Source organism: Pseudoalteromonas piscicida (assembly GCF_002744175.1).
Taxonomy (GTDB): domain Bacteria; phylum Pseudomonadota; class Gammaproteobacteria; order Enterobacterales; family Alteromonadaceae; genus Pseudoalteromonas; species Pseudoalteromonas piscicida_B.
The window spans coordinates 77,282-103,403 of sequence record NZ_NKHF01000101.1 but is presented as its reverse complement, the minus strand read 5'-3'; the positions used below and the strand labels follow the sequence as shown (position 1 = coordinate 103,403).

23 protein-coding genes are annotated in these 26,122 nt (G+C 44.2%); 9 read left to right on the top strand and 14 right to left on the bottom strand.

What is annotated here, in order from left to right; all coding sequences use genetic code 11:
- Positions 1-473: 473 nt before the first annotated feature.
- The 12 genes from CEX98_RS20715 to CEX98_RS20660 all read right to left on the bottom strand — a co-directional run bounded on the left by CEX98_RS20715 (position 474) and on the right by CEX98_RS20660 (position 12,265).
- Positions 474-1,451, bottom strand: a complete 978-nt coding sequence (locus CEX98_RS20715) for a sensor histidine kinase (protein WP_099643887.1) — start codon at positions 1,449-1,451, stop codon at positions 474-476.
- Between the two features lie 3 nt (positions 1,452-1,454).
- Entirely contained in the window at positions 1,455-1,994 is a 540-nt protein-coding gene (locus CEX98_RS20710) for a heme NO-binding domain-containing protein (RefSeq protein WP_099643886.1), read from the bottom strand.
- Between the two features lie 300 nt (positions 1,995-2,294).
- Positions 2,295-3,707: a hypothetical protein gene (locus CEX98_RS20705; RefSeq protein ID WP_099643885.1), complete on the bottom strand. Its 1,413-nt coding sequence runs from the start codon at positions 3,705-3,707 to the stop codon at positions 2,295-2,297.
- Positions 3,708-3,807: 100 nt separating this feature from the next.
- Complete coding sequence (locus CEX98_RS20700; RefSeq protein ID WP_099643884.1) at positions 3,808-4,104, bottom strand: DUF1330 domain-containing protein; 297 nt, start codon at positions 4,102-4,104, stop codon at positions 3,808-3,810.
- Between the two features lie 29 nt (positions 4,105-4,133).
- Entirely contained in the window at positions 4,134-4,523 is a 390-nt protein-coding gene (gene gloA2, locus CEX98_RS20695) for an SMU1112c/YaeR family gloxylase I-like metalloprotein (protein ID WP_099643883.1), read from the bottom strand.
- Positions 4,524-4,639: 116 nt separating this feature from the next.
- Positions 4,640-5,401 (bottom strand): SDR family oxidoreductase, encoded by a 762-nt coding sequence (locus CEX98_RS20690; protein WP_099643882.1) that lies wholly within the window; start codon positions 5,399-5,401, stop codon positions 4,640-4,642.
- 6 nt (positions 5,402-5,407) lie between these two features.
- Positions 5,408-6,295 (bottom strand): 3-hydroxyisobutyrate dehydrogenase, encoded by an 888-nt coding sequence (gene mmsB, locus CEX98_RS20685; RefSeq protein ID WP_099643881.1) that lies wholly within the window; start codon positions 6,293-6,295, stop codon positions 5,408-5,410.
- A gap of 12 nt (positions 6,296-6,307) precedes the next feature.
- Positions 6,308-7,447, bottom strand: coding sequence for an enoyl-CoA hydratase/isomerase family protein (locus CEX98_RS20680; RefSeq protein ID WP_099643880.1), 1,140 nt, complete (start codon positions 7,445-7,447; stop codon positions 6,308-6,310).
- A complete protein-coding gene (locus CEX98_RS20675; RefSeq protein WP_099643879.1) occupies positions 7,447-8,223 on the bottom strand; it encodes an enoyl-CoA hydratase in 777 nt (258 codons plus the stop codon). The genes CEX98_RS20680 and CEX98_RS20675 overlap by 1 nt, the downstream gene beginning before the upstream one ends.
- A gap of 10 nt (positions 8,224-8,233) precedes the next feature.
- Positions 8,234-9,391 (bottom strand): acyl-CoA dehydrogenase family protein, encoded by a 1,158-nt coding sequence (locus tag CEX98_RS20670; RefSeq protein WP_099643878.1) that lies wholly within the window; start codon positions 9,389-9,391, stop codon positions 8,234-8,236.
- A gap of 108 nt (positions 9,392-9,499) precedes the next feature.
- Positions 9,500-10,990, bottom strand: a complete 1,491-nt coding sequence (locus CEX98_RS20665) for a CoA-acylating methylmalonate-semialdehyde dehydrogenase (protein WP_099643877.1) — start codon at positions 10,988-10,990, stop codon at positions 9,500-9,502.
- 96 nt (positions 10,991-11,086) lie between these two features.
- Positions 11,087-12,265 (bottom strand): thiolase family protein, encoded by a 1,179-nt coding sequence (locus CEX98_RS20660; RefSeq protein ID WP_099643876.1) that lies wholly within the window; start codon positions 12,263-12,265, stop codon positions 11,087-11,089.
- 316 nt (positions 12,266-12,581) lie between these two features.
- Here CEX98_RS20660 and CEX98_RS20650 point away from each other — a divergent pair, with 316 nt between their 5' ends.
- From CEX98_RS20650 to CEX98_RS20610, 9 genes are all read left to right on the top strand, one after another.
- The gene (locus CEX98_RS20650; RefSeq protein WP_099643874.1) at positions 12,582-12,974 is read left to right on the top strand and encodes a MerR family transcriptional regulator; all 393 of its coding nucleotides are present in this window, start codon (positions 12,582-12,584) and stop codon (positions 12,972-12,974) included.
- Positions 12,975-12,998: 24 nt separating this feature from the next.
- The gene (locus CEX98_RS20645; protein WP_099643873.1) at positions 12,999-14,174 is read left to right on the top strand and encodes an isovaleryl-CoA dehydrogenase; all 1,176 of its coding nucleotides are present in this window, start codon (positions 12,999-13,001) and stop codon (positions 14,172-14,174) included.
- A 9-nt stretch (positions 14,175-14,183) separates the two neighbouring features.
- Complete coding sequence (locus CEX98_RS20640; RefSeq protein ID WP_099643872.1) at positions 14,184-15,791, top strand: carboxyl transferase domain-containing protein; 1,608 nt, start codon at positions 14,184-14,186, stop codon at positions 15,789-15,791.
- A gap of 9 nt (positions 15,792-15,800) precedes the next feature.
- Positions 15,801-16,583 (top strand): enoyl-CoA hydratase/isomerase family protein, encoded by a 783-nt coding sequence (locus tag CEX98_RS20635; RefSeq protein WP_099643871.1) that lies wholly within the window; start codon positions 15,801-15,803, stop codon positions 16,581-16,583.
- An 8-nt stretch (positions 16,584-16,591) separates the two neighbouring features.
- Complete coding sequence (locus CEX98_RS20630; RefSeq protein WP_099643870.1) at positions 16,592-18,535, top strand: acetyl-CoA carboxylase biotin carboxylase subunit; 1,944 nt, start codon at positions 16,592-16,594, stop codon at positions 18,533-18,535.
- Complete coding sequence (locus CEX98_RS20625) at positions 18,535-19,443, top strand: hydroxymethylglutaryl-CoA lyase (protein WP_099643869.1); 909 nt, start codon at positions 18,535-18,537, stop codon at positions 19,441-19,443. The genes CEX98_RS20630 and CEX98_RS20625 overlap by 1 nt, the downstream gene beginning before the upstream one ends.
- 27 nt (positions 19,444-19,470) lie before the next feature.
- Positions 19,471-20,169, top strand: a complete 699-nt coding sequence (locus CEX98_RS20620; protein WP_099643868.1) for a CoA transferase subunit A — start codon at positions 19,471-19,473, stop codon at positions 20,167-20,169.
- Between the two features lie 9 nt (positions 20,170-20,178).
- Positions 20,179-20,841: a CoA transferase subunit B gene (locus CEX98_RS20615; RefSeq protein WP_099643867.1), complete on the top strand. Its 663-nt coding sequence runs from the start codon at positions 20,179-20,181 to the stop codon at positions 20,839-20,841.
- A gap of 918 nt (positions 20,842-21,759) precedes the next feature.
- Positions 21,760-23,334, top strand: a complete 1,575-nt coding sequence (locus tag CEX98_RS20610; RefSeq protein WP_099643866.1) for a BCCT family transporter — start codon at positions 21,760-21,762, stop codon at positions 23,332-23,334.
- A 62-nt stretch (positions 23,335-23,396) separates the two neighbouring features.
- On the opposite strand, the gene CEX98_RS20605 is transcribed toward CEX98_RS20610, so the two are convergent.
- Both CEX98_RS20605 and CEX98_RS20600 read right to left on the bottom strand, forming a co-directional pair.
- Entirely contained in the window at positions 23,397-24,098 is a 702-nt protein-coding gene (locus tag CEX98_RS20605) for a 3'-5' exonuclease (protein WP_172439816.1), read from the bottom strand.
- A gap of 9 nt (positions 24,099-24,107) precedes the next feature.
- Positions 24,108-26,003 carry a DUF294 nucleotidyltransferase-like domain-containing protein gene (locus CEX98_RS20600; protein WP_099643865.1) on the bottom strand — a complete coding sequence of 632 codons (1,896 nt, stop codon included), beginning with the start codon at positions 26,001-26,003 and terminating at the stop codon, positions 24,108-24,110.
- Between the last annotated feature and the right edge of the window lie 119 nt (positions 26,004-26,122).

The following is a 26,122-nucleotide window of genomic DNA, read 5'->3' as shown; positions in this document are numbered from 1 at the left end:
AGTTTATTGGCTTAGTACAGCGAGCACTCTCAACTCAAAAACCGGTAACTGTTGCATTTACAGCGCATTGTCGTGTGCGATAACTCAGTTTGAGCACAGTGATACAACACCTAATCACCAAAAAATAGTCTATCAATGGATGCCTTTATGCGAGCAATTTAAGTATTTTCATATTTCTTTGAGACAAACTTCTGATATCAATTCAAAAAGCAGTGGGTGTCATTGATTTGAATAAGCCTATCAATGGATACCTTTATCCGAGTAATTTAAGTATTTTCATATTTCTTTGAGACAAATTTTTGATATCAATTCAAAAAGAAGTGGGTGTCATTGATTTGAATAATTGATTTGAATACTGTCTTAGGTATAGAAGCCACTACTTTGTTGAACGGAGAGGTGGTCGGTAATCGTTACAACAACTTGGTAAAATGCGGTGTTAACTGAGTAGTGAACACCGCTTGGTCAGCTATAAGCTACGGAAATTGAGGTTCAGCCTCTCGTTTGAGAGCTAGTGGTAAAGACACAGTAAACTGGCTGCCAACCCCTTCTTGACTTTGCACTTCAATCTTTCCTTGATGTTCTTTAACTATCGCATGAGTCACAGCCAAGCCCATCCCAGTACCCTCACCTACGGGTTTGGTTGTAAAAAATGGGTCAAATAGCCTAGGGATAACATCAGGGTCGATACCGATCCCATTATCACTAATGCTCAATACAATATTCTCCTCGTGGCCTAGGGCCAGCAATACTTCTATGGCTTTATGCGGTTTATGGCTCATCTCTACCGCATATTTTGCGTTAGCTAATAGGTTAATAATTGCTTGTTTTATTGCACCGTCTTTACATAAAATTGCAGGGACCTCTTCCACTGCAATGGTTAATTCCAACCCCTTTAACTGGCCATTGAGTAGACGAAGAGTGTCTTCAACTATTGGTTTGAGAGGGGCTTTAGCAAAGCTATCGTTGTTTGAGCGGGAAAAGTTCATTAAATCACCCACTATGGTTTTTATGCGCTCACAGCCATGTAAGGTATCATCGATTAGCTCAGGTAAATCCTCTGCCAGATCTCCTAAATTTTTGCTAACATATATGTCGTTAAGCTTCATAGCCAAGGTGTCACTAGTTAACTGCGCTTGTGTCGACACTTTCACCGTGTCAATTAACTCCAATAACACTGGCACGTAATAATGAAGCGCCTCTAGATTTCCTGCAACATAGGCCAACGGATTATTCAGTTCATGTGCTACACCTGACGAGAGAGTACCGAGTGTCGCCATTCTGTCGTTATTAATAAGAACTGCCTGTTGATTTTTCAACTGCTCAAGTTGGCGCTCAAGTGTTTGATTAGCAAGATATAAAGCACGAGTTTTCTCTTCAAGCAAAGACTCAACTTCGTCCCGCGCCCGCTTTTCTCTTAGATACGCCTTTTTATATTCATTATCCTCCTGCATAGGTCAATCCAGATGCAGGATTAATGTGCAATGCTCAGCGCCATTATGCATGCATTGAGGGTGCTCGATTGATAGTTTACGACTGTAATGCTGAGCAGCACCATGCAGCAACCCTTCCGCACAAAAGCATAGCTTCCGTTTCGAGCAATATTCTAGTATGAGTGTCTTATCGTCCTCTTTTACAACATTAATTGACGGCAGGTTAGGTTCATCATAGAGCTTTTTCACTTCCATATGGATCACACTATCAATAGATAAAACTAGCTCCTCAAATGACTCAAACTTAGCCGCGATCCCTTTATGCTTTTCAGCTAGAAAACCAAATAGTGACTGGCCAAATATAGCTAAGACCTCAGTTAAAGGTTTACCCAGCTTAGCCGCCACTCCCTGAGCCAGCGCAAATAACTCTTCATCAGGGTAAGACGTAGGTGAAACATATACTCTCCCCGTTGGTGCGTAAGCTTCTAATAATTCGTCCCATGCCTGCATGCCAAGCGCTTCAATTACTAACTCTTCAAGACCCCTAAATATTACACCTCGCATCATATTCTCCTGAAATCAACCTGCGATGCCGTAATTTCGCAACGAGTTATAATACCAATTGAATTAATTTTCGAATCAATTTGAAGGATGAAATAGCATATTGGCGTCGTTAGAAATTTCTCATTTAGAACGACTAAATAGCAAAATTTTTTGCCTAGCTACTTGCCTAGCTACTAAAACTATTTCTGTGCTTCAAATAGCGCATTTACTTAATACATTTGGTATAACAAGCTCTTGAAATACTTAACTTGTTCAGTTATCAGCTAAGTGTAGAACAATTTTCGCAAAGTGATAGACATTCTATTGAGAACCAGGTGCTTGCTCATCAGGCTTTGATTCTTCAGCCTCAGTTTCATCTAACTCAATCAGCTCAAGCATATCCATGTCGAGAAAGTGATCTAGCTCCTCATTACGCTCAAATATCTTCTCTTTAATATCTCGGTAGTGATCGTCAACAATGCCCGCTAAATTCTTCTCCATCCAGGTCTCAACTGAATCCGAGTGTTTGAAAGCTTCAGGATTTTCTTCAACATCTTCTAAGATAGATAACCACATATTAAGCTGGGTTTTAACAGGCGCCTCTTTGGATTGCTCAAGCACGTCGTTCATCCAACCAACACCTTGGGTCTCATACGCTTTTATAAGTTGCTTATATAGCCGGCTTCTTTCATTATCGTCGGCAGGCTTCCCTTCATATCTTACGTATTCCTGATTATCTGTTTTAAAATACTCAGTATTTTCGGCCTTGTAATTCAGTTTGCTCAGTCGTGAAAACAGGTTATTTGGCTCATCGATATCAACCTCGCTCAACATTTCCATAAAGCTAGTTCTATCACTAGCCTTGACTAAAGTTGCCATATCCAATATCCCTTTACTGGTATCAAAGTCTGCATTAGAGAGAGTTGCATTGAGTTCAAGTAACTCTCCATCTGAGAATTTGTTACCAACGACAAACTGTGCAAAATCATTAAGTAGCTGATTATTCATATTGCCGAAAGCATTTACACCTTCAAAAAAGTCCAAATCTCTCACACTTAAATCAAAATCAGTGTGACCGTCTTTGTCAAGTAAGTAAGGGGGTAAGTTTGGTTCAGCAAACACTTTATTGTCGGCCTGCTCCATCAGTTTTGACATGGTTTTTACTGTGTCTTGCAATACTTCATCTGACATATTGCTGAGCTTATTTATCAGCTCGGTAGAGTAATCATCCTTTTTTTTACCGAATAAGTTGATGGACAACGATTTGACAATAAAATCGGTAAGCTCTCCAAGTTCTTCATCCGAAAGTCTACTGGCGACATCTAAAAGCGCGTCTGTTGGTTTAAAGTGAGCAAATTCAAACTGTTGCTTTTCATCTAACCGATCGAATATCGCCAAAAATTCATCTATTTTTTCACGTCCTTCAAAATCGCCATAGGTGTCTCTATAGATATGACCATTTTCATCCGTGCCGATATGTTCTCGATTAATTCCATAATGGGTTAAGCCCAGCATTCCAAGCTCCAGCCCACGTATTAACTGCTTATTATAGGTGACTGGTGATTGTGTGTAAGAAAAATCAATAGTTAATTCATTGTCTGAACTAGGTAATTGATTGGGCTCATCGTCGGCCCTATTTGTCGCAACTTCTCTGACCTTTTCATGTAGTTTTTCTGACGATGTTGAGTTTACAACATTGCCGTTATTCATTTGATATGGTGGTCTTATATTCATAACCTATATCCTTGTTACAAATTCAATTTACCGCGGAGTTATTAAACGTTATCGACCCACATAGAATAAACTTTACCCAATTTTGCTCCTTGTTTTAGCCTTATCTAGTGTAGCTCGCCAAAATATCAAACCTACTGACGCTATCTTCAAAGTGTCGCGCTTTAACCGCTTCATATTCAGCGTCACTGAAGAAGGATTCCATTGAAGCTTGATCAGGAAAATATATTGTAAAAAGTCGATTTGCTTGACACCGCCCCTCGGTTAGCAAGGTTTCTGCAATGTGGAAATCGTTACTAAATCCACCGCCATATTGTTTTAAGATTGGCTTCATCGCTTTACGATATTTGGCATATCCCTCGCTGTTATGAATTTCCATCGCCACTAACATCTCATACATAATTTAGCCCTTTTAAAGAAATTACTATCTTAACATTGCTCATATAGCTCCAGCGGCAAGCCATCAGGGTCACTGAAGAAGGTAAACCGTTTTCCCGTAAATTCATCGATTCGAACAGGCTCCACAGCAACTTGATGCCGCAAAAGGTGCGCAATACAAGTTTCAATATCTGACACGCTAAATGCTAAATGTCTCAGTCCTTGCGCCTCTGGATATGATGGTCGTTTTGGCGAGTTAGGAAAAGAAAACAACTCAATCTGCCCCCCATCTGGCAACGCAAGATCTAATTTAAAAGACGCTTTATCTTTTCGATAGCTTTCATTGAGTATACGTAAACCAAGTACTTCGGTATAAAATACCTTTGATCTTTGGTAGTCAGAACAAATAACTGCGACGTGATGTATCCCAGATAATTTCAAGCATTTCTCCTAACTAATTTTATGTCTTTCAAATAAAAAAGCGGCAATATGCATTGCCGCTTCACACACTCAAGTAGGAACTTGGAATACACACTGTAAAACCAAGCCTTTTTTCGTTACAGGCGAATGCCACCGTCAATTTCGACGACACGTCCCGTAAAGAAATCGTTTTCAATAATGTATTTTGCTGTATGAGCAATCTCTTGTGCTTCGCCAAGACGCCCAACTGGCTTCATTTTCACCAAGCGCTCTTTTGCTTCAGGCTTCATTGCATCGGTCATTTTGGTGCGGATCACACCGGGCGCAATTGCGCCTACACGAATACCAAAGCGGCCTAACTCTTTAGCCCAGCTGGTAGTCATTGCTACAACGCCTGACTTGGCCGCCGAATAATTGGTTTGTCCCATATTACCAGCTCGTGCAACACTCGACATATTAATAATCACGCCGCCGTTACCCGCTTCAACCATTTTGACAGCAGCTTCGCGACCACAAAGGAAAACACCGGTTAGATTCACATCAATAACGGATTGAAATTGCGACAGCGACATTTTATCGATGACTTGCCCGTCTTTCGCTTTAAGTAGCAAACCGTCACGTAAAATACCAGCGTTATTGATTAACACTGAAATCCCGCCAAAGTCATTCACGATGGCATTAAACACATTTTCTACATCAGATTCTTGACTTACATTGGCAACATAAGTTTTAACTTCTGTGTTAAATTGCGCCAGTTCACTTTTCGCTTCTGCAAGTACATCTTCTTGCATATCTATTAGCGCAAGGTTAGCACCTTGCTTTGCCATTTCAGTTGCCATTGCAAGGCCTAACCCCTGCGCACCACCGGTGATCACAACTGTTTTATTGTTAATATCCATAGTGTCCTATTTCTCTGAATAAAGCTTAAAAATCGCACTAAAGTCTTCACTGCCTTTACCTTGATTCTGCATCAAGTTATACAGATTCTTAGCCAGCGCCCCCATCGGAGTTGCCGAGTTGGTTTGCTGCGCGGACTGCATCGCAAGGCCCAGATCTTTAGCCATTAAGTCAACCATAAAGCCTGGTTTATAACCGTTCGAAGAAGGCACATTTTCTAGTACATCAGGACATGGGTTGTAGAGCTCAAGCGTCCAGTTACGACCTGAGCTATTTAGCATAATTTCGCTCAATACTTTGGGATCTAAGCCATGGTCAACACCCATTTGCAGTGCTTCACTTGTGCCTGCCATAAGTATTGATAGCAGCATATTGTTACATATCTTAGCGACTTGTCCCGCGCCAATATCACCAGCATGGAAGATATTCTTACCCATATTGGTTAGTACCACGTGAGCACGTTCAAAGTCAGCCTTGTTACCACCCACAATAAACGTTAACGTGCCCGCTGCTGCGCCTGCAACACCACCAGAAACGGGGGCATCGACAAATGCAATTCCCGACTCAGCTAACTTGTTCCCAACAAACTGAGCTGATTCAGCATCAATGGTGGAACAATCAATCACTTGTGTATTTTTACCAAGATAATTAATTAACCCATCATCGCCGGTATACACCGCACGAACATGCTTCCCTGCAGGCAACATGCTGATCACATAATCGGCTTCGCGACATACATCGCTCACAACGGTCGCTTTCGTCGCGCCACTTGCTTCTAGCGTCGCAACAGCCTCAGGGTTTAAATCGAATACACATACTTGGTGGCCGGCCTTCAATAGGTTAATGGCCATTGGCCCACCCATATTACCTAAACCGATAAATCCTACTTGTGCCATGTCAGTCACTCCTTATAGGTCACGTAATGGGTGATTATTATCATCCCAACGAGGTGCGAAAAAGCTATCGAGCGCGTCTTGTGTTACTTCAGCCACAGACTTAAAGCGCCAGTTCGGTTGGCCGTCTTTATCAATCAGCAAGGCGCGAACACCTTCTTGAAACTCACCAAACTCCCCAGCTCTTACCGACATCCCTAACTCTTGTTTAAAGCAGTCTTTGAGCGTTTTGCCGTTACTGCGCTTGAGTTGCGCTTTCACAAGGGCTGCGCTTAATGGTGAGCCATGTTTTAATGCAGCTTGCGCTTTTGCAAGCCATTTATTGTCAGTGCTATCCATACTCAGGATAAAATCAACTTGCTCAGATAAAGTGCTAATCTCATCAAGCGCTTCGAATGACTTGATCAGTGGTTTAATTTCACTTTTTGGCGGCGTATGTGATGCTTCATCTAACGACAACAACAGTTGAGTTAACTTCTCATGGTTTAAAACATTGGTTTTACCCCAATTCACTTCAACTAAGTTTTGTAACAGTAAGCTCAACTTTTCTGAGTCCATAAAATGATCGGCGAGGCCGACCAGCTTGGCATCTGCAGCGTTAATGTTTGCAGCTGTGAGTCCCAAGAATAGTCCAACGCCTTTTGGCATTTTATTGAGAAAATAGCTACCACCAACATCAGGGTATAAGCCAATGGTGATCTCTGGCATAGCGATACGTGACGTTTCCGTCATCACTTTATGGCTGGCACCAGCTGTTAAACCCAGTCCACCACCCATAATGATGCCATTCCCCCAAAGAAGAATTGGCTTATCATAGTTATGGATTTGATAATCTAACCGATACTCTTCGCTGAAAAAGGTTTCTATTAACGCGTTACTGGTATCTGATGACATTTCGCGATATAAACTCACTACATCGCCGCCTGCACAAAACGCCTTTTCTCCTGCACCTTTTAACACGACCATTGCGATTTGCGGGTCGTTTGCCCAAGCTGCTAGTTGTGGCTCGAGCAAACGGATCATATCGAGGTTTAATGCATTCAATGCTTTTGGCGCATTAAGTGTTGCTAAGGCTATTTTCATCCCGTTATGGCAAGTGGCCTGCTCGAATATAACCGGCGCCTCTTCATGATTTATTAGCTCAAACTCAACCATTAGCCGTTCACCCAATTTGCTTTACGCTTTTCTAAGAATGCGTTCACACCTTCTTTCTGGTCTTGCGTATCGAATAGTGTTACAAACAACTCGCGCTCAAGCGGCAGTGCACTATTAATTGTGCCAGTACGGCCTTTTTGAATAAGTGCCTTACAAGCAGTCACTGCAACAGGGCTTTGATCTTCTACTTTTTTAGCAAGTTCAAGCGCCGCTTCCAGTGCTTTCCCCTGCTCGACCACTTCTTCAACTAAGCCAATTTGCTGTGCTTTATCGGCTTTTAAGCGTTCACCGCATAAAATCATACGTTTTGCCCAGCCTTCGCCTACAAGCCACGACAAGTTTTGTGTCCCGCCAGCACAAGGTAACAAACCGACTTTCGCTTCAGGAAGTGCCATTTGTGCTTGTGCTTCAGCGATGCGAATATCGCATGCCAGCGCCACTTCTAAGCCGCCACCCATAGCAAAACCATTGATGGCAGCAATAGATACGCCTCTAAAGTCGCTTAATGTTTCAAATGCCTCACCAAACACTTGAGACATATCCGCAGCGACTCCTTTGTCGCCGTCAGCAAATACGTTTAGATCGGCACCGGCTGAAAAGAACTTTTCACCCTCGCCTGTGATCACTAAGGAATAGATTTCTTTATCTGCGTTTAATTCGATTACTAAATTTTTAAGTGCAGTTAATGTGTCTTTAGTCCACGTATTCGCGGGTGGATTTGACATCGTAACAACGGCTGTGTGGCCTTGTTTTTCGAGTTTTAATTGTGCAGTCATGATGCTCTCCTTATAGGACGCTAGCAGCGCCTTCAGCTAAGATCCGACGTGCAATAATTACACGCATGATTTCGTTTGTACCTTCAAGGATCTGATGAACACGTACGTCACGTAAGTGGCGCTCAAGTGGATACTCTTTGATATACCCATAACCACCATGAATTTGCAGGGCATCATCACACACTTTAGTGCCAACATCTGTGGCGAAGCGTTTTGCCATTGCACAGTAAGTGGTTTTTTCCGGGTCATTACTATCCAGTTTAAATGCCGCAAGTCGAACCATTTGGCGCGCAGCCACAAGCTCAGTGTTCATATCTGCGATTTTAAATTGTAGTGCTTGGAACGCCGCTAAAGGCTTACCAAACTGAGAACGCTCTTGCATATACTGTTTGGCGGTATTGAGAGCTTGTTGCGCCGTCCCCAGTGAACAAGTCGCAATATTAATACGACCACCATCAAGGCCTTGCATGGCAAATTTGAAACCTTCGCCTTCCTGACCTAACAGGTTAGCCGCTGGGATACGAACGTTTTCAAGTGTAATAAGGCGTGTAGGTTGGGCGTTCCACCCCATTTTCTCTTCAGCTTTACCATAAATAACGCCGTCAGCATCTGCGGGTACAACAAAGGCTGAAATGCCTTTAGGGCCTGCTTCACCAGTTCTTGCCATTACCACCAAGACGTCAGTTTCACCGGCGCCCGAAATAAACATTTTGGAGCCAGACAATACGTACTCATCGCCTTCTTTTACAGCTTTTGTTTTCAGCGATGCGGCATCTGAGCCAGAACCTGGTTCAGTTAAGCAGTAAGAAGCCAGTAGCTCACCTGTTACTAACTGATCCATATATTTTGCTTTGGTTTCGTCCGTTGCAAAGCTCGCTATCATCCACGTTGCCATATTATGGATAGTTAACATGGCAGTAGTCGCTGTACATCCCATTGAAAGTTGTTCAAAAATAATACTTGAGTCAAGGCGAGATAAACCCAGACCACCTGCCTCTTCTGGCGTATATAGACCGCAAAAACCAAGCTCACCTGCTTTTTGAATTACGTCTTTTGGAAAAATGTGCTCTTGATCCCATTTTGCTGCATGTGGAGCAAGCTCGCTCATTGCAAATTGGTACGCCATATCGGCAAATGCTTGTTGATCTTCGTTTAGGTTAAAGTCCACGCTAGACCTCTCTTGCTGTTCTGACACCCTGAATATGTGTCGGTCATTCTTATCGTTCTGGTAAAAAAATAGCGTGCTCCCCCTGCAGAGCACGCTATACAATATGAGTTATCTTAGGTTGATACTCATATTTGGACCACTAACTGCCTCGTCGTCAAACCAACGCGAGGTAATCGTTTTTGTTTCTGTATAGAAGCGCACGCCTTGCTTACCATAGGTGTGTTGGTCGCCATAAAATGAATTCTTCCAACCCGTGAATGAAAAGAATGGCAATGGCACAGGAATAGGAATATTAATACCAACTTGACCCACTTCGATTTCACGCTGGAACTTACGTGCAGCACCACCACTTGCAGTAAATAACGACGTACCGTTGCCGTAAGGGTTGTTATTAATCAGCGCAATTGCTTCATCTAAGCTATCAACAAATACGCAGCAAAGCACGGGGCCAAAAATTTCTTCTTTGTAAATATCCATCTCTGTTGTGACGTTTGAAAACAGTGTTGGACCTACCCAGTTGCCACTTTCATAGCCCTCAACGGTAAAGTCAGAACCGTCTAGCAAACACGTTGCGCCTTGCTGCTTACCGCTGTCAATCAGTGATAAAATGCGCGCTTTTGCCTGCGGCGTAGTTTGCGGACCATAAGCGGCCTCGGGGTCATCCCAAACACCTGGACGCACCTTTGCCATCGCGTCTTTCAACTCTTCTACCCACTGCTGTGATTGACCCACAAAAACGGCAACTGAGATCCCCATACAGCGCTGGCCACCCGCGCCTACCGAAGAGCCAACCAAATTATTGATCACTTGTTCTTTTTTCGCATCAGGCATGATAACCATATGGTTTTTTGCACCAACACACGCTTGAACGCGTTTGAGATTTTGCGTACCTTTGCTGTAAATGTACTGACCAACACCACAAGAACCCACGAAAGAAATCGCGCGAATTTCCGGCGCTTCAAGGATTTGGTCAACCTGCTCCTTACTACCGTGTACTACCTGTAGTACGCCTTTTGGCGCACCAGCTTCTTCAAACAATTCAACCAAGCGCATTGGCGTTAGTGGATCTTGCTCTGATGGCTTAAGTACAAAGGTGTTACCACATACAATTGCCATTGGGAACATCCACAGCGGGATCATCGCAGGGAAGTTAAATGGCGTAATACCTGCACAAACGCCTAGCGGCTGGGTGTATGAATAGGTGTCGATGTTACGGGCAACGTTTTCGACCGTCTCACCCATCATCATTGAAGGGGCATTGCACGCTTGCTCAACCACTTCAATACCGCGCCATACATCGCCTTTCGCATCTTCGAAAGTTTTGCCTAGTTCATGGCAGATAATAGTTGCGATTTCTTCTTGGTGTTCTTTAAGAAGCGCCGCATAACGCATCATAATTCTTGCGCGTTCCGTTACCGGAACATTACGCCACGTTTTAAATGCTTCTTGAGCAGAATGGATTGCCGCTTGTACTTCTTCGTTAGTAGCACAAGGCACTTTCGCGAGTACTTCTTGGTTGGCTGGATTAACAACGTCTAACCATTTGTCAGACTGAGACTGTGAAAATTCACCGTTGATGTATAAAGGTACTTGGTGCATGAAGCACTCCTCCCCATAAAACGAGTTTATGCGCTGCGTAAGTGATTAGAATTATGGAAAACGCAGCGCCCCTTGAACGAAATAAATTGCAGTAACTTACACTTCCACCGCAAGCGCAACGGCTTCACCACCGCCGATACAAAGCGATGCAACGCCTTTTGATAAACCGCGGTTTTTTAGAGCATGGATGAGTGTAACTAGAATACGTGCACCGCTTGCACCGATTGGGTGACCAAGTGCACAAGCACCACCGTTAACATTAACTTTGCTGCTATCAAGCTGCATTTCATTAATAGCTAGCATAGTCACCATGGCAAATGCTTCATTGATTTCCCAAAGATCAACGTCAGCGGTTGACCAACCTGCTTTTTCAAGCAACTTGTTCATCGCACCGACTGGCGCAACGGTAAATTCTGCTGGCGCCTGTGAATGAGTCGCATGAGCAACGATCTTACAAAGCGGTGTTAAACCGTGTTTTTTCGCTTCTGATTCACTCATTAAAATCAGTGCTGCTGCACCATCTGAAATCGATGACGAGTTAGCCGCTGTGATTGTGCCGTCTTTTTTAAATGCTGGGCGAAGTGATGGAATTTTGTCTGGACGGGCATTACCTGGTTGCTCGTCAATTTGCACTTCAACATCCCCTTTGCGTGTGCTTATCACATGAGGAGCAATCTCGTTGGTAAAGCTACCATTATCAATTGCGGCGTTTGCTTTACTTAGCGAGCCAAGTGCAAATTCGTCCATGTGTTCACGAGTTATGCCATATTGGTCTGCTGTATCTTGCGCAAAACAACCCATCGCTTTGTTGTCATAGGCATCTTCTAAACCATCAGCCATCATGTGATCTTTGATTTCGCCATGACCCATGCGCATTCCACCACGGGCCTTTGGAATAAAGTAAGGTGAATTTGTCATGCTTTCCATTCCACCAGCAATAGCAGAACTAATACTGCCAGAGCGAATAAGGTCATGGGCAAACATCGCAGCTTTTAGACCCGAGCCGCACACTTTATTGATTGTTGTCGCACCAGTTGAACGTGCTAACCCTGCATGTAGCATCGCTTGACGCGCTGGGGCTTGACCAAGACCTGCGGGTAGTACGCAACCCATGATCACTTCGCCTATACTCGCGTCGCTAAGACCTGTTTCATTCATTACTGCTTTAATAGCAGTTGCACCTAAGTCTGTGGCGGTAGCGCCAGATAGGCTTCCCATGAAGCCACCCATTGGTGTACGCTTAGCAGCGACGATGACAACAGCTTCGTTACTCATTGCAAAACTCCTGTTTACAAGCCATGCTTTGGCTCATTAAAATTTAACTCTGTATTCGAGCATACATAATATTTACGTTTACGCCAACGTAAATCTAAAATCAAGGCAAATGAGATCGGTGTAAGTGTAAAGATTAGTTGCACAGATTTATTGCCAACGCTTATTCTGTCTAGCACCAATGAAGGTTTGATGACATTCAAAACAACATATGCCAATGCTTTTATAAGACTAAAGCAGGATCTGGTATTCTTACTTTACCTTTACGTAAACTTCACTTATATTGGTCTAATCAGTGACGTTGTAAGTGTAAATAAAAATGCAAGAAATAAATGAACCTACCTATTCAATCAGCGAGTTAGCTAAGGAATTTGATATTACTACTCGCAGTATTCGTTTTTACGAAGACCAAGGGTTGCTTTCTCCTAAGCGCCAAGGACAAACACGTATCTACTCTAAACGTGACAAAGTTCGCTTAAAACTGATTCTTCGCGGAAAACGCCTTGGCTTTACACTTGCTGAAACTGGCCGCTTATTTGAGCTTTACGACGCCGACAAATCGAGTGAAAAGCAGCTTAAAACCATGTTGCAACTCATAGAAGAGAAAAAAGCCGATCTCAGCCAACAAATGGACGACATCAAGGTTGTCTTAATGGAATTGGTGACGGCTGAACGCCGTTGTCGCGATACCTTACATGAGCTCGAAAAATAAACTCTCACAACAGGATGAATACCGATGAGCACAGTATCTTTATATAAAGAATTAAACTTTGGACTAGGTGAAACAGCAGACATGATCCGTGATCATGTGAATAGTTTCGCTACCAGTGAAATAGCCCCGCTTGCTGAAAAAACAGACCAAGAAAACGCATTTCCAAATCAAATGTGGCCAAAGTTTGGTGAAATGGGCCTACTTGGGATCACCGTCGCTGAAGAATTTGGCGGCTCAAACATGGGCTATCTTGAACACGTCATTGCAATGGAAGAGATAAGCCGTGCGAGTGCATCCATTGGCTTAAGCTACGGGGCACATTCAAACCTATGTGTGAACCAAATTAACCGTAACGGCAACCAAGCGCAAAAAGAAAAATACCTTCCAAAACTTATCAGCGGTGAACATATTGGCGCGCTGGCAATGAGTGAGCCCAATGCAGGTTCAGACGTTGTCTCAATGAAGCTACGTGCTGAAAAGCAAGGTGACAAGTTCATCCTAAACGGCAATAAAATGTGGATCACCAATGGGCCAGATGCCGACGTTTTTGTTATTTATGCGAAAACCGATGTCAATGCGGGCCCTCGCGGGATCACCGCCTTTATCGTTGAAAAAAGCTTCCCCGGTTTTTCAACGGCACAAAAGTTAGACAAGCTTGGTATGCGCGGTTCAAACACCTGTGAGCTGGTATTCGAAAACTGCGAAGTACCTGCAGAAAACATCCTTGGCGAATACAACGAAGGCGTTAAGGTACTCATGAGTGGCCTAGACTACGAGCGTGTGGTATTGGCTGGTGGCCCGCTTGGTATCATGCAAGCTTGTATGGATGTGGTAGTGCCTTATATCCATGAGCGTCAACAATTTAACCAATCCATCGGTGAGTTCCAGTTGGTGCAAGGTAAAATTGCTGACATGTACACACAAATGAACGCTGCGCGTTCATACGTTTATACCGTTGCAAAAGCCTGTGACCGTGGCGAAACCACGCGTAAAGACGCAGCTGGGGCCATTTTATATGCCGCAGAACTTGCAACCAAACTTGCACTTGATGCCATTCAATTACTAGGCGGAAACGGCTATATCAATGAATATCCAACAGGACGCCTACTACGCGATGCCAAGCTGTACGAAATTGGCGCTGGTACGTCGGAGATCCGTCGTATGCTTATCGGACGTGAGCTATTCAACGAAAGTCGCTAGGAGTGCTACATGACGGTACTAAATTCTGCGGTCAATCCGCATGATCCCCAATTTAAGGCAAACAGCGATGCGATGGCATCGCTGGTTGCTGACCTTAAAGACAAAGTCTCCATACTGAGCCAAGGTGGTGGTGAAGCGCTGATTGCCCGTCACCAAAGCCGTGGTAAGTTATTTGTCCGTGACCGTATTGAAACCTTACTCGATGAGGGGTCACCATTTTTAGAAATTGGCCAATTCGCCGCATTCGGCGTTTATGAACAAGATATTCCTTGTGCAGGTGTGGTCGCTGGGATCGGGCGCGTCAAGGGTGTTGAATGCATGATTGTCGCAAACGATGCAACGGTAAAAGGGGGAACCTACTTCCCTATTACCGTAAAAAAACACCTAAGAGCACAAGAGATCGCTGAGCGTTGCCATCTTCCTTGTATCTATTTAGTCGATTCTGGTGGCGCAAACCTGCCAGAGCAAGACGAAGTATTCCCAGACAAGCTACATTTTGGTCGAATTTTCTACAACCAAGCCCGTATGTCTGCTAAAGGGATCCCACAAATCGCTGTGGTAATGGGTTTATGCACCGCAGGTGGCGCTTATGTACCAGCGATGGCCGATGAAAGTATCATCGTTAAAGAGCAAGGCACGATATTCTTAGCAGGCCCCCCGCTCGTGAAAGCGGCTACCGGGGAAGAAGTGAGTGCGGAAGAATTAGGTGGTGCAGATGTTCACTGTAAAACCTCTGGCGTAGCAGACCATTACGCCGAAAATGACGAGCACGCGCTCTCTATCGCAAGACAATGTGTATCGCGCCTTAATCATCAGCGCCCTACTCGCCCGATCCTGCAAGATGCCAAACCGCCCCGTTATGACATTCATGAGGTCTATGGCATTGTTGGCACCGACCTGAAAAAGCCTTTCGATGTACGTGAAGTGATTGCGCGTATCGTCGACGACTCTCAGTTTGATGAATTTAAACGCTACTTCGGCGAAACACTGGTTACTGGCTTTGCTGAAATTTACGGCCATCCAGTGGGGATCGTCGCAAATAACGGTATTCTCTTTTCTGAATCTGCGCAAAAAGGGGCACACTTTATTCAGCTATGTGCTCAGCGCAATATCCCCTTGTTGTTTTTGCAGAACATTACTGGATTTATGGTTGGTCAAAAATACGAAGCGGAAGGTATCGCCAAGCATGGAGCAAAAATGGTTACGGCTGTTTCCTGTGCTGATGTGCCTAAGTTTACGGTATTGATTGGCGGCTCATACGGCGCGGGTAACTACGGCATGTGTGGCAGAGCGTACGAACCAACCATGATGTGGATGTGGCCAAATGCACGGATCTCCGTCATGGGTGGTGAACAAGCTGCTGGTGTATTAACACAGGTTAAACAAGACGGTTTAGCGCGTAAAGGGCTTAGCATGAGTGACGCCGAAGTCAGCGAATTTAAAAAGCCAATTATTGAGCAGTACGAAAAACAAGGCCACCCATATTATGCGAGCGCGAGACTTTGGGACGATGGTGTTATCGACCCTGCAGATACGCGCACGGTACTTGGCCTTGCTTTAGAGGCTGCGAGCAATGCACCGCAAAAAGAGTCTAAATTTGGCGTCTTCAGAATGTAAGGAGCACTTATGCCTGTCACTTTAACGATAACAAAAAGCAAAGTGGCGATTTTAGAGCTAAGTCGCCCAGAAAAACATAATGCCTTCAATGCGGAGGTGATTGCCGAGCTGATTAAAAATATAGAATATGCCAGTGACCTCGATATCAGGGCCCTGGTATTAAAAACCGAAGGCAAACACTTTTCAGCAGGGGCAGACCTGACGTGGATGAAGTCCATGGCAGATAACGACTATGACGAAAACGTCGCTGACTCTTTAGAGCTTGCTAAATTAATGCAAGTGCTTGCTACTTGCCCTCATCCAACACTCTGTTTAGTGCAAGGAGCGGCTTTTGGAGGCGCACTCGGGTTAATCGCCTGTTGCGATATCGCCATCGCAGAGCACAACTCCAAATTCTGTTTAAGCGAAGTCAAGCTTGGCCTTATTCCGGCTGTTATTAGTCCTTATGTCATTAAAGCTATTGGTGAGCGCCAAGCACGACGTTACTTTTTAACCGCCGAAGTATTCGATGGAGAGAAGGCGCTTAAAATGGGCTTAATCCATGAATTAAGCGACGATTTAGCAAAAAGCGAAGCGGATTTTCTCGATACCTTGCTTAACAATGGTCCTGCTGCTGTGAAAAGTGCCAAAGCACTTATCGATGAAGTGGCGGGAACCACAATCGACGACACATTGATAAAGCATACAGCAAAACGCATCGCTGAAATTAGAGTAAGCGAAGAAGGCCAAGAAGGTCTGAGTGCTTTTTTCGATAAACGTGCCCCACGCTGGCAAACTGCCGCGAGCGAATAGGAGTCAATATGCTAACTAAAATTCTAGTCGCAAACCGTGGTGAAATTGCCTGCCGTGTAATGCGCACCGCAAAGAAAATGGGCCTAACCACTGTCGCGGTTTACTCTGATGCTGATGCCAATGCGATGCACGTTAAGGCCGCGGATGAAGCCTACCACATTGGCCCTGCGCCAAGTAAAGAGTCTTACCTTGTTGCAGAAAAAATCCTTGAAGTTGCAAAATCAGCCGGTGTTGACTGCATCCACCCAGGTTACGGTTTCTTATCTGAAAATGAAGTGTTTGCCAAAGCGTGTGAAGCGGAAAATATTGCGTTTATTGGTCCACTGGCAAGCTCAATTGAAGCGATGGGTTCAAAAACCCGTGCTAAGGAAATCATGCATGACGCCAACGTGCCCTTAGTACCTGGGTACTACGGCGACAAACAAGCAGATGATTTCTTGCAAGCAGAAGCAGAAAAAATCGGCTTCCCGGTACTTATCAAAGCCGCTTATGGCGGTGGTGGTAAAGGGATGCGCGTGGTGCGTGACAGTAGCGAGTTTTTATCTGCGCTGCATGGTGCTAAGCGTGAAGCTACTGCCAGCTTTGGCAATGACTTAGTATTGCTTGAGCGTTTTGTTGATAAGCCGCGTCACGTTGAAGTACAAGTTTTTGCCGATAGTCACGGTAACTGTGTTTATCTCGGTGATAGAGATTGTTCACTGCAACGTCGCCACCAAAAAGTAATTGAAGAAGCGCCCGCGCCTGGTTTGAGTGATGACATGCGCAAAGCAATGGGCGAAGCAGCTGTAAGATGTGCGCAAGCGATTAATTATCGCGGTGCAGGCACAGTGGAGTTTTTACTCTGTGGCGATGAGTTCTTTTTTATGGAGATGAACACTCGCCTGCAAGTCGAGCACCCAGTGACAGAAATGGTAACCGGCCTCGATTTGGTTGAATGGCAACTTATGGTAGCTGCAGGTGAGCCACTACCGCTTACTCAAGAGCAGGTTTCGTTATCTGGTCATAGCTTTGAAGCGCGCATTTACGCCGAAGATCCTGAAGAAAACTTTATGCCGTTTTCTGGTGTACTTTCACATCTTAGCTTTCCTGATGCCGAAGATGGCGTAAGAATTGACACGGGCGTACAACAAGGTGATGAGATCAGTCCATTTTACGACCCTATGATTGCAAAGCTCATCGTGCATGGTAAAAACCGTGAACAAGCGTTATTAAAGTTAAAGTCGAGTTTAGAACAAGTGCACCTGTGTGGATTGAAATCCAACATTGCATTTTTACACCACTTAGCTGGCCACCCCACTTTTACGGCAGGAGCGCCTGATACCCACTTTATCGACACGCAAACAGACGTACTAACTCAATCGAATACGCCGCTGGATAAAATGGTGTTATTAGCCAGTGCAGCCTACCTTAGCCACCAACAACCATGTAAAAACACGGTGTGGGGAAACCTAGGCTTTAGGCTTAACCAAACCGCGAAAGTGGATTTACCATTTGCAGATCATGAAGCTTGTGCCTATCAATCTCAAGGTGGTTGGAAGGTTTCGTTTAACGAGCAAATTCACCAAGTTGAATGTGAATTAAATGGACACCAGTTAACAGTGGTGATTGATGGTGCACGGTTACGCGCCAGTGCCATTGTTACCGAAACCGCAATCACTATTATGTATGGCCCGTATCAACATACCGTTGAACTTAAGTCAAAGCATTACATTAGCGATCATGAGCACGAAGCCGCACCGCTGGCAGCGCCATTGAACGGCACTGTGGTTAAACACTTATTAGCCATTGGTACCCAAGTCAATAAAGGTGATGCCGTCGTGATAATCGAAGCCATGAAGATGGAATATACCCTAAATGCACCATTTGATGGCACGCTAACTTCATACTGCTTTGCAGAAGGCGAGCTGGTCAGTCATGGCGATATGCTGGCGATTGTTGAGGAGCAAGACTAATGTCTCAGTATCCGGCTAAGGTCAAAATTGTAGAAGTCGGCGCCCGTGACGGCTTGCAAAATGAGGTCAGTGTTGCCACAGAAGCCAAAATCTCGCTGGTCAATGCATTAAAAAACGCAGGCCTCAAGCACATAGAAGCAGGCGCGTTTGTGTCACCCAAATGGGTGCCACAAATGGCCGATTCTGCAGAGGTAATACAAGGCTTTGAGCGTAGTGATGGCGTTGAAATAAGCGCCTTAACGCCAAACCTTAAAGGCGCAGAGCTTGCACTCGAAAATCAGGTCGACGAATTTGCCATTTTCACTGCAGCCAGTGAGGCATTTACTCAAAAAAACATCAACTGCACGATTGAACAAAGTATTGAACGCTTTCGTCCCGTTGTTGAGCTTGCTCAAAAAAACAACATAAAAGTAAGAGGTTATGTAAGTTGTGTGGTTGGTTGCCCCTATCAAGGTGAAGTACAACCAGAGCAAGTTTTAGCAGTATGTAAACAATTGTTGTCACTTGGTTGTTATGAAATCAGCCTAGGGGATACCATAGGTGTTGGTACACCTAAAAAAGTCCATCAACTGCTGACGCTATTATTGCAACATATACCAGCAGACAAGCTTGCAGTGCATTTCCATGATACCTACGGGCAAGCGTTAACCAACATACATACCGCCTTACAAATGGGGATCGCGACAGTAGATAGTGCAGTTGCAGGTCTTGGTGGTTGTCCTTACGCTAAAGGTGCGTCAGGAAATGTTGCCACTGAGGATGTGGTTTACTTGCTACAAGGACTTGGCATTGAGTGTGGAATTGATTTAGAAAGGCTAGCAAAAGCAGGATGGGCGATTTGTGATGCGCTAAACAAAACACCAAGCAGTAAAGTGTCGTTAGCGCTCAAGCAAACTTGTCAATCTTAAAACAATAACATTATTAGGAGTGGGCTTATGGCCGGTTTCGATAAAGTCGTATCAAGCTACCGTGAAGCGATGGCAGGTCTGAAAGACGGTGATACTATCATTGCAGGTGGCTTTGGTTTATGCGGTATTCCGGAGGGCTTAATTGCAGAAATTAAGCGCATGCAAACAAAAGAACTTACCGTAGTTTCTAACAATTGTGGTGTTGACGACTTTGGTCTGGGGATTTTGCTAAAAGATCGTCAGATTAAGAAGATAATTGCCTCTTATGTTGGTGAAAATGCCCTGTTTGAACAGCAGCTTCTTGACGGCGTTATTGACGTTGAATTGACGCCACAAGGGACGCTTGCAGAGAAGATGCGCGCCGGTGGTGCTGGGATCCCAGCTTTTTACACGGCAACAGGGTACGGTACTCCCGTTGCTGAGGGTAAAGAAGTAAAAGAATTTGATGGCCGTCCATATATCTTGGAAGAGTCAATTACTGGCGAATTTGCCATTGTTAAAGCGTGGAAAGCAGACCGATACGGCAACTTAGTATTCCGCCACACGGCAATGAACTTTAACCCTATGGCTGCAACCGCAGGAAAAATCACGGTAGCAGAAGTAGAAGAAATTGTGGAGCCAGGTGAACTTGAACCAAGCCAAATCCACACCCCAGGTATTTATGTCAATCGCGTGATCAAAGGTGACTTTGAAAAGCGTATTGAACGTGTCACAACGCGCAAATAGGAGGCAGTCATGGGTTTAAATCGTGAACAAATTGCAATGCGCGTGGCGCAAGAGCTAGAAGACGGCTACTACGTTAACTTAGGCATTGGTATTCCTACCTTAGTCGCTAACTATGTTCCCAACGGCATTGAAGTGATGCTGCAATCGGAAAATGGCCTACTCGGTATGGGTCCCTACCCTACTGAAGACCAAGTAGACGCTGATATGATCAATGCGGGTAAAGAAACCGTGACAGCAGCGACAGGTGCAGCTATTTTTAATAGTGCGGAAAGCTTTGCCATGATCCGTGGTGGTCATGTAGACTTGACGGTACTAGGTGCATTTGAAGTTGATCAACAAGGCAATATCGCGTCTTGGATGATCCCGAAAAAATTAATCAAAGGCATGGGTGGTGCGATGGATTTAGTTGCTGGTGCACGCAACATCATAGTGACCATGACCCATGCTAGTAAACACGGTGATTCAAAACTATTGGAGTCATGCACACTGCCACTTACAGGCGTGAATTGTGTGAAGAAAATCGTAACCGATTTAGCTGTGTTAGAAGTAAAAGACGGCGCATTCCATTTGCTAGAACGCGCACCGGGTGTTAGTGTTGATGAAATAATCAGCAAAACTGCGGGTAAGCTCATCGTTGATGGTGAGATCCCAGAAATGCAGTTTGAAGCGTAATAAAGCACACCTGTACGTTTAAATGTACCGACCTCATTCCCAGTGCCAAAGGCGCTGAGTTACCCAAAACCCCTCGCAAGAGGGGTTTTTTTTAGATATCTTTAAACAACCCCATATTCTACACTGCGAAGTGTGTCCAGTTGATGAATGTGATGATTTTTAAATAAAAAATTCAGTAGCCATTTACTTTTCCCACTTAACCCCTAAACTAATAGACATAAGTGATAAGCTGGCTTTGATAAGTAATACCTACTTGCTTAATTAAGTGCGCTATTTTGAGGCGAGAGGATCTTGTCCATAACTAGGCAAAAATTGTTTTTTTATTTGTTCTAAATAATAATTTTTAACGCAGTTAACGTCTGATTTGTGCCCTCAAAGTGAGCAAGCATTAAGTCAAAATGGTATTATTTTGGAGCTAAGTTTAAACTTTACAAGGTTGCTGCTTAGAAGCATCGACTGAATATCAAGTTGAAAGCATACCAACTAGCTGAACCTAGTGTTGAACGGTTGGTAGAGTATATTGATACCATTGCTAAATGATAGAGCAGTTCGGTTGGTTTATCTTAATTACAAGTATTGAGGCAGTATGCTGTCGCTGTAACTAACATAAACCCATCATATACTCAGATACTAAAGTAATCACAGGTGTGCGCATGTGATTACATCAACAGTCTGAGTAATCAAAACTAGATTCAATTGCTATCATAGTTTCATGATTTGCATTCAAAGATGCCGTGGCGCCGTGATAATGCTCAACCACTGGTTGATTATTATTAGAGGATTACCGTCAGACTCTGCTTCACTGTGAGCCTAGTTATTGTCGAAGTGTTATATCGTTTTGCATAACCAACAGTAGCTACTGTTGTGTCAATATATCAGCTTGGTGTCGTATCACGATGAGAACAACAAGAGGATATCATGGGCAATCACCACGATAAGTACAGCATCGATAATACGGACTACACAGTTGGACAAGATAACGTTCAGAAGTGGGGCTTTGACGTGCATAACCCGGTTTTTGGTGTTAGTGCAGGGTTGATATTGGCTTTTTTAGTCGCCGTATTATTAGTTGATGCAAACACAGCTAAAACGACTCTAGACGGTATTAAGTGGGACATCATAGGCAACTTTGATGCACTCTTTATGTGGTCTGGTAATTTCTTTGTTATATTCTGTCTCGCACTCGTCTTATCCCCTTACGGTAAAATCCGTCTAGGTGGTGAAAACGCAAAGCCCAGTTATAGTCGAGCCTCATGGCTGGCTATGCTATTTGCTGCGGGCATGGGTATTGGTCTGATGTTTTGGGGCGTTGCTGAGCCTGTGGCGTATTATACAGGCTGGTATGAAACTCCATTGAATGTTGCAGCTAATACTCCAGAAGCTGCTGAACTTGCTATGGGTGCAACCATGTACCACTGGGGCTTACACCCTTGGGCTATTTACGCAGTTGTTGCACTTTCTCTCGCATTTTTTGCTTACAACAAAGGGCTACCGCTTTCTATTCGCTCAATCTTTTATCCTATCCTAGGAGACAAAGCATGGGGTTGGCCTGGTCACGTTATTGATATTCTTGCGGTATTGGCAACCTTGTTTGGCCTTGCCACTTCACTTGGGCTAGGCGCGCAACAGGCAGGTGCTGGGATCCAGCATGTGTTTGGTATTGAAGCCGGGCTCGGTTTAGAAATTGCGGTGATAATTGGTGTTACAGCGCTGGCAATCATTTCCGTAGTGCGTGGTATTGATGGCGGAGTAAAGCTGCTTAGTAACGTTAACATGCTTATCGCATTTGTATTATTGTTGTTTGTTGCGATAGCTGGTTTTGCCATTGCACTGGGTAACATTCCAACTACAGTGATGGCGTATGTCGAAAATATCATTCCACTGAGCAACCCACATGGCCGCGAAGATGAAGCTTGGTTCCAGGGCTGGACTGTGTTCTATTGGGCTTGGTGGATTTCTTGGTCACCGTTTGTGGGAATGTTTATCGCCCGCGTATCTGAAGGACGTACAATCCGCGAGTTTATTACCGCTGTACTTCTTATCCCAACTCTGGTCACTGTGATCTGGATGTCTATCTATGGTGGTCTAGCTATTGATCAAGTTAAAAACAGCATTGGTGCACTCGGTACTGACGGCCTAACTGAAGTGCCTCTTGCGATGTTCCAAATGTTTGAAAATCTACCTATGAGCGACCTATTGTCATTTACTGCTATTTTGCTCGTGTTGGTCTTCTTTATTACGTCGTCGGATTCTGGTTCTTTGGTGATCGACAGCATTACCGCAGGCGGTAAGATAGATGCACCAGTACCGCAACGTATATTCTGGGCCAGTATTGAAGGCGCAATTGCCGCTGCACTACTTTGGATTGGTGGTAAAGAGGCCATAGAAGCGTTACAAGCAGGTGCGATTTCAACAGGCTTGCCGTTTACCTTCGTACTACTATTGATGTGCGTAAGCTTGATCTTAGGGCTTAGAACAGAGCCTAAAGGCTAGCGGTTATTAATACCGAAAAAGGCGGAGTTCTCTAAGTGCTCCGCCTTTTTTAATTCTTGTTGTTAGCTCCACCAGCCTTTCACCATCTCAGATGGATCCAAGCAATACTGAGCCTGAGCTTGAAGTAATTCCGCCGTTGCTAAGGCATCAGACAAAGCATGATGTGGTTGATAATAAGGTAAGCCATAGCGCTTTCTGCAATCAGCCAAACGAACGGAGGGAATAGGCTTTCGCTTAAGTTTATCAAGCCAACTTCTGCTACGATTAATTGCCGACTTCTCAATTTCCATTGTATCAATCACAGGAAACTCAATCCCCTCTCCAAGCCTTGCTTGCAATGCCGACTTAAAAAATTCCTTTTCAACAAATTGATAGTGCACCACAATGACTTTCCCATTGAGTGAGGCAAACACTTCTTCTAGAATTTCGCTTAAATCTGGCGCACTTTCTACTTGAGAATGAGTGATCCTGTGCAGTACCACCGACTCTTCAGCAAGGGGACTCGTAGGTTTGACTAACCAATGTTTTGCCTGAGCTAAGCGGATCCGATGCAAATCAAACGGCACCACGCCAACACTGACAATATCGTCGGTATTGGGGTCAAGCCCCGTCGTTTCAAAGTCGAGTGCAACAAACTCACAGGCTTGCAATTGTTGGTATGGATCAACAACACCTTGTTGGTAAAATGCCTTTAGGCGCGCATCCTTCACCGTTTCAGCTAAGTGCTGAAAACGATTAGGCCACGACATAATATTACTTTGCATGCCTCACCACTATTTCATCATTGATTTGTTTTGATAGCGAAATTTCAAAAAGCTCTGTGCTTTATCTAGCACACCAAATGCCTCTTTGAGATTACGTTGCTCAAAGTCTGAGAGCGTTTCTGGTGGTAAGCTATTATCTGGCTTTTCTCCTTGTTCTATTTGCCAAGCTTGATGCCGGATACGCATGATAGCAATGTATTCAAGGGCAGCTTGAAGATCCAACACTTTCCCTTTGGGAAGAATATTCGCTTCATCAATATCTTCTAATCGTTCAAAAGAGTTTTGCTTTCTTGAACCAACCCCTAAAGCATGTACTCTAACTAAATCAGAAAGTGGCGCTGTACCACGGCGTTTAATATTCATAGAGCGCCTATGCTCTCCATCTTGTTCAAGTACAAAACCATTAAAGAAGCCAAGTGGTGGCGTTCGTCTCAGTGCATTATGGGCCATCGCAGCCAAGAATTTAGGGGTTTTCTTTGCTTTCTTGCTAATAAAGCTCGTTAGTCTTTCGGCCCACTTAATTTCTCCCCACACACCTTCTAAATCAAAGAATATGGAGCTGTTCAACAATGCCTCAGGGTTTGGGTTGTCCATCCAGTCTTCAAATTGTGATTGCCATTGGCTGTAAGTTAAACGCCAAGCTGGATTGCTCGCCATGATCCCACCATCACAATATTTATAACCACAATTAGCCAGCCCATCGCACACAAACTTAGCCAGCTGTTCAAAATAAACACCATGTTTTGTTGGGTTATAACTATCATCCAAAATAAGTGCATTATCTTGGTCGGTCACAATAAGTTGCTCATCACGAGCCATAGAGCCCAATGCTATAAAACAATATGGAATGGGTGGTGGCCCTAATTTGGCTTCAGCTAGTTCAAGCAGCTTGTGTTTAAAGGTTTTGCCGATAATAGACATCGCTGAGCCTATCATGTGAGAGTTTGCGTCCTCGTTTACCATCCGCGTAAATATTGCTGGGAGCTGCTTTGAATAGCTGCTTAAGTCTTCAACGCTTTGCTGCCCCATTAACCCTCTTACGAAGAGTAAACTACTTTGAGACTCGTAACGTAAGATATCTGAGAGCGCAATAACACCGATTGGCTTGCGTTTATGTACAACAGGCAAATGATGCACATTATCTCTGAGCATAAGCATCATGGCTTCAAACACATAAGCATTGGAATCAACGATGATAAGATCCGTAGACATGATCTCAGACACCGGCGTCTGATAGTCTAATCCTGCTGCAACAACTTTTGTTCGCAGATCTCTATCACTAATGAGGCCAACAACTTGGCCGTCATCTTCGTCAGGATCTTCCACTACGGGTTTGTCTGGATCATAAATCAGCAGCGATGAAACATGCTCATTTGCCATCACTTGAGCGGCTTGCTGAACTGTTGAGTTACGCTCAACATACACCACATCACGTAATAATAATTTACGAACCTTGGCGGTGGTTAAATCATTACTGTCAGCTTGCTCTGACACGGTAATCTTTAACCTAGCATTATCATCAGCCTCGAAATAATCAGCGAAGGGCTCATAGACATCACAGTATTTATCAAAAATACCAACTGGTATGCAGTAAACTAAGGTATCTTCTAAGCTTTGGGCGCCAAAACGCACCTTACGATTCATCAATAAGCCACGCTGACCAAATATCCCACCTGCGGATATACGGTTATACAATTCGCCTGAGCGTCGATATAATTCAACAGCCCCAGAGCGGATCACATATAGATAAGTGATCTGCTCACCGTAAACTAAAATTTTGCTGCCTTCTCGGTAGTAACCTACTTCCACTTGACTTGCCAGCTGGTTCAATGCTTCTTGAGGTAAATCCGTAAACGGCGGATAGGCCGCTAAAAAATTGGCAATTTCCTGATGTTCAACTTCCATGACTTGCCTTGATTTGGATAGAATTTAATTCTATTGTGGGCAACAGGCGCTAAATTTGCAATGAAAAGCCTAGCAGATCTTTGAATGCAAGGTGGTGTAATATTGCTTGTTCAAGATAC